The organism is Caballeronia sp. AZ10_KS36 (assembly GCF_023631105.1).
Taxonomy (GTDB): Bacteria; Pseudomonadota; Gammaproteobacteria; order Burkholderiales; family Burkholderiaceae; genus Caballeronia.
The window spans coordinates 1-6,629 of record NZ_JALQDQ010000055.1; the positions used below are offsets into that span (position 1 = coordinate 1).

General features: G+C 58.3%; 7 protein-coding genes. All 7 read left to right on the forward strand.

Annotated features, from left to right (window positions below; translation table 11 throughout):
• The first annotated feature begins 104 nt into the window (after positions 1–104).
• Complete coding sequence (locus tag NCR35_RS29550; protein ID WP_250537437.1) at positions 105–2,063, forward strand: hypothetical protein; 1,959 nt, start codon at positions 105–107, stop codon at positions 2,061–2,063.
• Positions 2,060–2,314, forward strand: a complete 255-nt coding sequence (locus tag NCR35_RS29555; protein WP_250537438.1) for a hypothetical protein — start codon at positions 2,060–2,062, stop codon at positions 2,312–2,314. The genes NCR35_RS29550 and NCR35_RS29555 overlap by 4 nt, the downstream gene beginning before the upstream one ends.
• Positions 2,315–2,400: 86 nt before the next feature.
• Positions 2,401–2,796 (forward strand): hypothetical protein, encoded by a 396-nt coding sequence (locus NCR35_RS29560; protein ID WP_250537439.1) that lies wholly within the window; start codon positions 2,401–2,403, stop codon positions 2,794–2,796.
• A 144-nt stretch (positions 2,797–2,940) separates the two neighbouring features.
• Positions 2,941–3,639, forward strand: coding sequence for a hypothetical protein (locus NCR35_RS29565; protein ID WP_250537440.1), 699 nt, complete (start codon positions 2,941–2,943; stop codon positions 3,637–3,639).
• An 11-nt stretch (positions 3,640–3,650) separates the two neighbouring features.
• Positions 3,651–4,910 carry a hypothetical protein gene (locus NCR35_RS29570; protein ID WP_250537441.1) on the forward strand — a complete coding sequence of 420 codons (1,260 nt, stop codon included), beginning with the start codon at positions 3,651–3,653 and terminating at the stop codon, positions 4,908–4,910.
• A 220-nt stretch (positions 4,911–5,130) separates the two neighbouring features.
• Positions 5,131–5,985 (forward strand): helix-turn-helix transcriptional regulator, encoded by an 855-nt coding sequence (locus tag NCR35_RS29575; RefSeq protein WP_250537442.1) that lies wholly within the window; start codon positions 5,131–5,133, stop codon positions 5,983–5,985.
• Positions 5,986–6,426: 441 nt separating this feature from the next.
• Positions 6,427–6,629, forward strand: a 203-nt coding sequence (locus NCR35_RS29580) for a PAAR domain-containing protein (RefSeq protein ID WP_250537443.1), incomplete at its 3' end; no start/stop codon positions are given.

The following is a 6,629-nucleotide window of genomic DNA, read 5'->3' on the forward strand; positions in this document are numbered from 1 at the left end:
TCGAGCCCCGAATCAGGCGCCCTTCGCTGGCGCCATTACGCCGAAAACACCCGGCTCCTTTACGGCGAAAGGCAACAGCAGGCGGCCGGCCTGAGCTCTTCGATGTGTTCTCCCAGTTCAAGGACCCGAACACGGGGCTTACCTTGCTGGAGATGAATCCGAAGCTGGAGCCCGAAGTAACGCGGATGCGTGACCATGCGACCAAGGAGCAGAACGAACGGGTGGAGCAGGCCCAGCAGGGTGATTATTTCAAGCGCACAGTGGCGGATGAGGATGCAGCGAGCTCAGGCAAGCAGCCCGATATTCAAGACTTCATTCAGCGCATTGGTCCGCTCAATCAGTTCAAGACCGCCACCGCTGCACTCAGCGAATACCGAAGGCTCCAGGGTATGGCTGACAAGGCGCAAGGGGACGCACAAGCGGTCCAGATGGTTGGCAATGGTACGGCATGGGCGCTCGATAAGAAGACCGCTCAGGGGGCTCTAGATGCCGCTCAGCAGGCTGACGTGAACACGCTCATGCAGGTGGCCACGGGACAGACTGGCGGGGACCCTGCATCGCTTCCAGCAGTCCAACAGGCCATTAAGTCCATCACGGATATTACTGGCCGCTCTGGCCGCAGTGACCTAGCGAACAGCAACCTCAAGGCTCTCATTGACGGAACCACGAATGCCATCCCGACTAAGGACGGCGGAGTGTCGGGCCAGTTCCGGTTGGCTGCTGCGCTTTATGGTGGGCTGCCTGACCAGCTCCGCTCCCTGTACTTCGATGAGAAGGCGTCATCCCTCTTCGAAAATTATCAGCGTGACCGGAAGGCCGGGATTGACGAAGCCACGGCCTACGGCAATGCGTACCGGTCTATCTCGCCTGAGGCCATCAAGGCAGCGAAGGAAATCACCAGCGACCCTAAATGGAGGCAGGAGGTTGCCAGCACGGTGGCGAACTTGACCACCAGCCGCTTGCAGCATTGGCCGGTAATTGGCTGGGCTGCGAGTGCTATGGGTTATGGAGGGGCAGTCAACGAGACCGCCGTGGATACATGGGCTCAGCTCGGCCTCAGCAAGTACTACCAGCGGAACCCTAACGCGACTAGGGATGAAGCTGACCGGTACATCCAGAACCGAGTGATGTCCAATTTCGTCTATGACCAGACGAACCGCATCAATGTACAGGTGCCGGAAGGGCAGGCCAGTGAGGCGGCTAAGGATGCCATCAGCGATTACATTGCCAAGGCCAAGGAGCGGTACGGGGTGGAAGATGGGCCGGGGATGCTGACCCGTGCAGCGGATAGCGTGCTAGGGCTGCCGCAGCAGGCTTCCCAGTCCGTTGGTCTCATTTACAGCAAGGATGGCCGCTATCAGCTCGCCATGTTCGTGAACGGGGCTCCTATCCACAAGCTGGAGGATGTGACCTTCGACCAGATCATGCAGCAGCATGGCGCTGAAAAGGTGCTGAGCCAAGATGAGCGGGCAGGCATGGCCGACCTCAAGGCCAAGCTGAGTGCAGGCACCGCGACAACCCAAGACCTCATCGGGAACGCTGCAGTGCTCGCTAAGGCTTCTAACCTGAAGCAGATCAACCCGGAGATGCAAAGCCAGATTGACCGGGTGCGGGAGGCTGCATTCAAGGATGCGACCGGCAAGCTCTTCGATATTCCCAATCCGGGGCCTAATGGGTTCTCTGGGCTGGCGGGGTCTCGCCTTACGGGGCAGGGTTCCAAGATGCAGTTCAGTCAATCCAAGGCGATGCTTGACCAAGGAGACCTTGCATCGGCATTGACGGCAGCCGGGGAGGGGTTGGTTCTCAAGGCCACTCAGGACCCTAACCCCGATGCTGGGGCAAACCTGGGCTTTGGTTATAACCTCAAGGCCAATGCAGCGAACATCTCGGAGGACTTCAGGCGGGCAGGTATTCCCGCTTCGTCCATCGAAGGCATCAAGGCGGGCCGCGTTCAGATCACCCCAGAGCAAGCCACGCGACTCCTTCAGGCTTCCCTTCCGCGTTATACCGAACGAGCACGGCAGGCGGTGGAGGCTGAAGGCCGGGGCTGTGGTCGATTATGACCAAGGGCCAGCAGGCTGCCCTTTCAGACGTTTCGTACCAAGTAGGCGACGTGAAGCAGTTCAGCAAGGCCATGACGGCCCTAGCTGCAGGAGACCATCAGGGATTCAGCGATGCTCTTGCAGTGACCTATAAGGGCTCTGATGGTCAACGCCATGAAGACGTGCGGCGGAACCGTCTGCGTTCTCTGGCGATGAACGGCAGCAGCGCGTTCTCTCAGGGCTTGGCCGAAGCAGCACGCTCCAGCAACTAACCTTCTCAGCATCACCCTCTAGGGCCGCTCTCTCCAGCAATGGACGGGGCGGCTTTTCTTTTTCTATCTCTGGTTTTACTCAAGACATGAACAAACTCAATGATGGCCTTATGGCTATCGAAGGGGCTATGGCTCCGCTCTATTCCCTCATCTCCCGATGCAAGCAAGGCGGAAGCGTGCTGCTCGATAACGGCCAATGGCTGCAGGCGCAGAGCCCCTATGAGATGGCCTCAGTGGTCCGTGAGGGCTCCGCTTCGGCTGTCATCGGGGAGGCTGATGGCTCCCGCTGGGGCTGGGGATTCCCTGGCTGGGAGGCTGAAGAGGTGCGGCTGGCCGTCTATGGGTTCGATGGCGTAGTGGGCGTAGCGCCTTCGCTGTTGTCCCTTGCGGGCTTCGACCGTGAAGCACTGAAGACTCCGATGGCGCTACTGGCACGGCTGGGGCATTGCGGCTTTGCTGTTCACGCTGAGCAGGTGGCGTGATGGCTCTCAACATTCCAGCAGGAGCTACCCCCATTGGCGTGGGCGGCGGTTTGAACATTCCGGGGGCGGTCAGCGGCGGTCTTCAAATTCCCGCAGCATCGGCCGGAACGAGTCCGCAGCAATCCAACCAAGGAGTACCGGCCAATGTTCGACCATGATTCGGAAGTTGGACTGTTGCCTTGGGAGGGCGACGATGAGCTTGCGGAGGCCAAGGAGAAGGCCTTACAGGCTCAACAGGAGGAAGTTGCGCGGGCCGCTAGGGTCCCTAGAGGAATCACCAGAGCAGCCGATAGGCTGCCCCTGAAGGCCCCAGAAGTCAAGCCCGGAGACGCCCCTAGCGTCTCCTCCTCCGACCTCCCTGAGCTCGCCGAATTTGTCCGTACCTTGGGGCGCGTCAATCGCATCTACATCCACAAGGACCTACACAAGGCGGGCTATCTCGTTCGCATTGGCGGGCGGTATGTGGAAGCGGGCAGACGCGGTAAGCGGCAAAGCTACTTCGCAAACGCGACCATCAACGGACGGCATACGCTGTTGGTGACTAAGGCGGGGCAAGGTCTCCTCGGTGAGCTGTTGGTGGGCGGCAAGCTAACACTCCTTACGAAAGGCCATCTCACGGAGCAGGAACGGGAGCAGAGGTCAGCGCAAGTGCGGAAGCTGAGAGCGGCGCGAGCGGAGACCAAGTTCCGTAAGAAGCTGGCTCTGGAAGCAAAGCAGCCGCAAGTGTTGGCTGAGCTCGACGCCAAGATTGAGGACTCCATCGCCCGCCGTGCGTCAGCCCGAGCGCGTATGTCGGCAGCGAGCAAAGCCCAGATGAACCAATACCTGGAATCGAAAGAATAAGGAGCTAGGAAGTGGAAGAGGTAATCAAGGCGGGAGACCAGCATTTCAACTCGCACCGTATCGCCCGCAGTGATTGCCTTTGTGCTTTGGTGCGGGACATCATCAAGGAGTTGGAGCGGCAGGAGGATGCAATCGGGGCCCGTAAGAGGCAACGGAGAAAGCAAGACCAAGAAGTATTCGAGCGCCAGGTGGAATCCCTCGTCTGCTGTGCCGCCTACAGGGAGCTTCAGGAACCCAGTGGATGGGTGACGGTCTCGCGGTCTAAGCAAGTCTTAGGCAGGTACAACCGCTACCAGTCTATGGCGATGGGGAAGAATCTGCCCAAGGTATTAGACGCCCTCAGTGGCCCCGCTATGGGGCTCTTGGAGACCTCCCTGGGGGTGGGCGGATCAATCCGTGTTAGAGGCGTACAAACCACCTACAGGGCTTCTCCTAGGCTTCTCGCTCGGCTATCCCCGCTGGCCCTTTCATGGTCTGACTTTGGGCTGCATCGGGATGAAGAAGTCATTGTGCTGAAGGCCCCGAAGGAGAACCACCGGACGAGGGCTAAGCGAATCCAATACGAGGAGACCGAGCAGACCATCAGCATCCGTGAGGAGATGAGGGCCATCAATGGGTGGCTAGAGTCGGCTGACGTGGACTACCTTGGGGAATCGGAGGATGTTGACGCTACGGACAGGCGCATGCGGCGTACATTCAACAAGGGCAGGTTTGACTTGGGCGGTCGCATGTTCGGAGGCTTCTGGCAGCGACTACATAAGACAGAGCGTCAGGACATCAGGATTGAGGGCGGTGCAGTGAAGGTCCTGGACTTCAGCCATGTCGGACCCCGCATCCTGTATGGGATGGCCGGGGCTGTTCCCTGTGGCGATTCCTATGCCGTGTCTGGGTACGCTGACCATAGGGAGGGAATCAAGAAGGTTTTTGCAGCGATGACCTACGCAGACAAACCTCTGACCTCCTTTCCGAGAGAGACCAAATCCCTGTTTCCCCCTAGGGCCCGCATCGGGGATGTCTGCAGAGCCATTGAGGGGCATCACCCTGAGCTCCGTGGTCTCTTCTATACCGGCATCGGACTGGATGTCATGCATCTGGAAAGTCAGATTATGGTCTCCATCATCCTGGAATTAAAGGACCGGGGGATTGTGGCTCTGCCAATCCACGATGCCGTAGTGGTCAGGGAATGCCATGCGCAGCAGACGGAGACCATCATGCTAGATGTCTTCCGTAGCGTGGCAGGTATTGAGGGGAGGGTGGAGGAGGAGCAGTAGGCGGCAGGAGGAGGGCAGCAGACCATCCAATGCTAGTCCTATGCTCATTGCTAGGTGGGCATTGGGTAGCCTGCTATGTGTATCCCATGGGAGTTATCTGTGTAGTGGTACTAGCACATACACCTCATCTCCCAATCAGTCCGGTCTCTCTCGTATATATCTATGGTTCACCCTACGCTACCTTATGTGGGGCCCGTAAGAATCGACTGGACGCTTCGCTATGATCGAAACCCGCATCCGCCGCCGCCGTCACGAGTTGAAAATCAGCATGATTTCCATGGCTCAAAAGATAGGAGTCAGCCGAAGGCACCTGATACGCATAGAGAACGGCGAGCGGCCTGCTAGTGTGGAGCTTGCCAAGAAGATAGGCAGAGCACTGGGTGTTCCGGTGCGCTACTTGTTTGCGCCGTTCGCACTCGACAAGCGTATGGCTCTTCCCGCGTTTCCCGCTGACCGCGCCCCTCAGAATGCTGGGGAAGATGAGGAAGGGCGGTCGGTCTGGGCCTTGGAGATATCCCTCAGAGACAAGTCAATGGTCCGCTTCGAAGCTCCCGAAGGAGCAGAACATGAGCGCATTATCGGCAAGTTCACAGAGCAAGCCAAGGCGGGAAAAGACAGAAACCCCTTCGTTCATGTTGACGCTGGCCGCTATCTTGTGTTCGTGAACATGGATCATGTGGAGGTCGCGACGTTCAGTCACGAGTCTATCGATGTTCCCGATACTCAAGACGAGGAGGATGCTCGACAAAATGACGATGCTACGAAAGATGACGATGCTTCGCCAGAAGGGCCGAATTACGAGCCTACCTTCCACAAGATGCCCGAACAAGACGGATGGGCCGTGATGAGTTCGGGGTACAAGGAGACGCCCCTAATGCTGGCCAACGAAGACCCTTCCGCTGTGGTCGCCCCCATGGATGCAGCGCGTACCCGTAATGCCTTCTTGCGATTCGCGGAGACTTGGACGGCAGGGGGGAGAATTACGCTCACGAATGGAAGCGAGATGAGCAGCTACTTGGTCGATGCCACAGTGCTGCTGTACGTCCCACTGAACTCCGACTTTGTTCCGAAATGATGCGCCAATGCTGGCGGTTGATGGTATGGTCCGACTGACCGCCGTTCTGTACCACCGGACCGCAAACGTAGCAGAAAAATGGTCGAATAATCAGAGAATTAGGTTGGGATGGGAGTTTCCCTCCGTCTCCGCCAGTGGTAGGAGAAAAGCCCCGCAAGTCGGAAGACTTGTGGGGCTTTTTGTTTAGGAAGGCCGTACGTGGGTTGCGTTAGCCATGCAGTCTAGATGCGCGACCGTCCGCAGCTGTAACCGTCGGCGCTCTTCTGCGCGGCAAGACGGTCGTCCGGACCGGGCTCTTCGCCTGCACGGCAGCCTCTAATTCCAAGCATCACTTCTCCGATGCTGTCATTTCCTTTTAGGGCTATTCCTATAGCGACCGCATAGCCCTTGCGTTGCAATAACCCGCATTTCCATCTTTGCAAGCAATAAGGACAACAAAGGATGAGAGATGCATCCGGCCGCCAGGCCGCGCGCCTCGGCGACAAGACGAATCACGGCGGCGTAGTCATCGAAGCAGCGCCCGATTTTAAGCATTTAGGCATTCCCGTAGCACTCGATCAACACCTAACCGAGTGCCCGAAGTGCGGCGGCACCTTCCCTATCATCGCCACCGGCAAAATGACGCATAAGGGGCGACGTGTCGC

Bases quoted from the DNA above. Each gene is read 5' to 3' on its own strand.
- NCR35_RS29555 (WP_250537438.1), top strand. From the start codon at position 2,060: ATGACCAAGGGCCAGCAGGCTGCCCTTTCAGACGTTTCGTACCAAGTA.
- NCR35_RS29560 (WP_250537439.1), top strand. From the start codon at position 2,401: ATGAACAAACTCAATGATGGCCTTATGGCTATCGAAGGGGCTATGGCT.
- NCR35_RS29565 (WP_250537440.1), top strand. From the start codon at position 2,941: ATGTTCGACCATGATTCGGAAGTTGGACTGTTGCCTTGGGAGGGCGAC.
- NCR35_RS29575 (WP_250537442.1), top strand. From the start codon at position 5,131: ATGATCGAAACCCGCATCCGCCGCCGCCGTCACGAGTTGAAAATCAGC.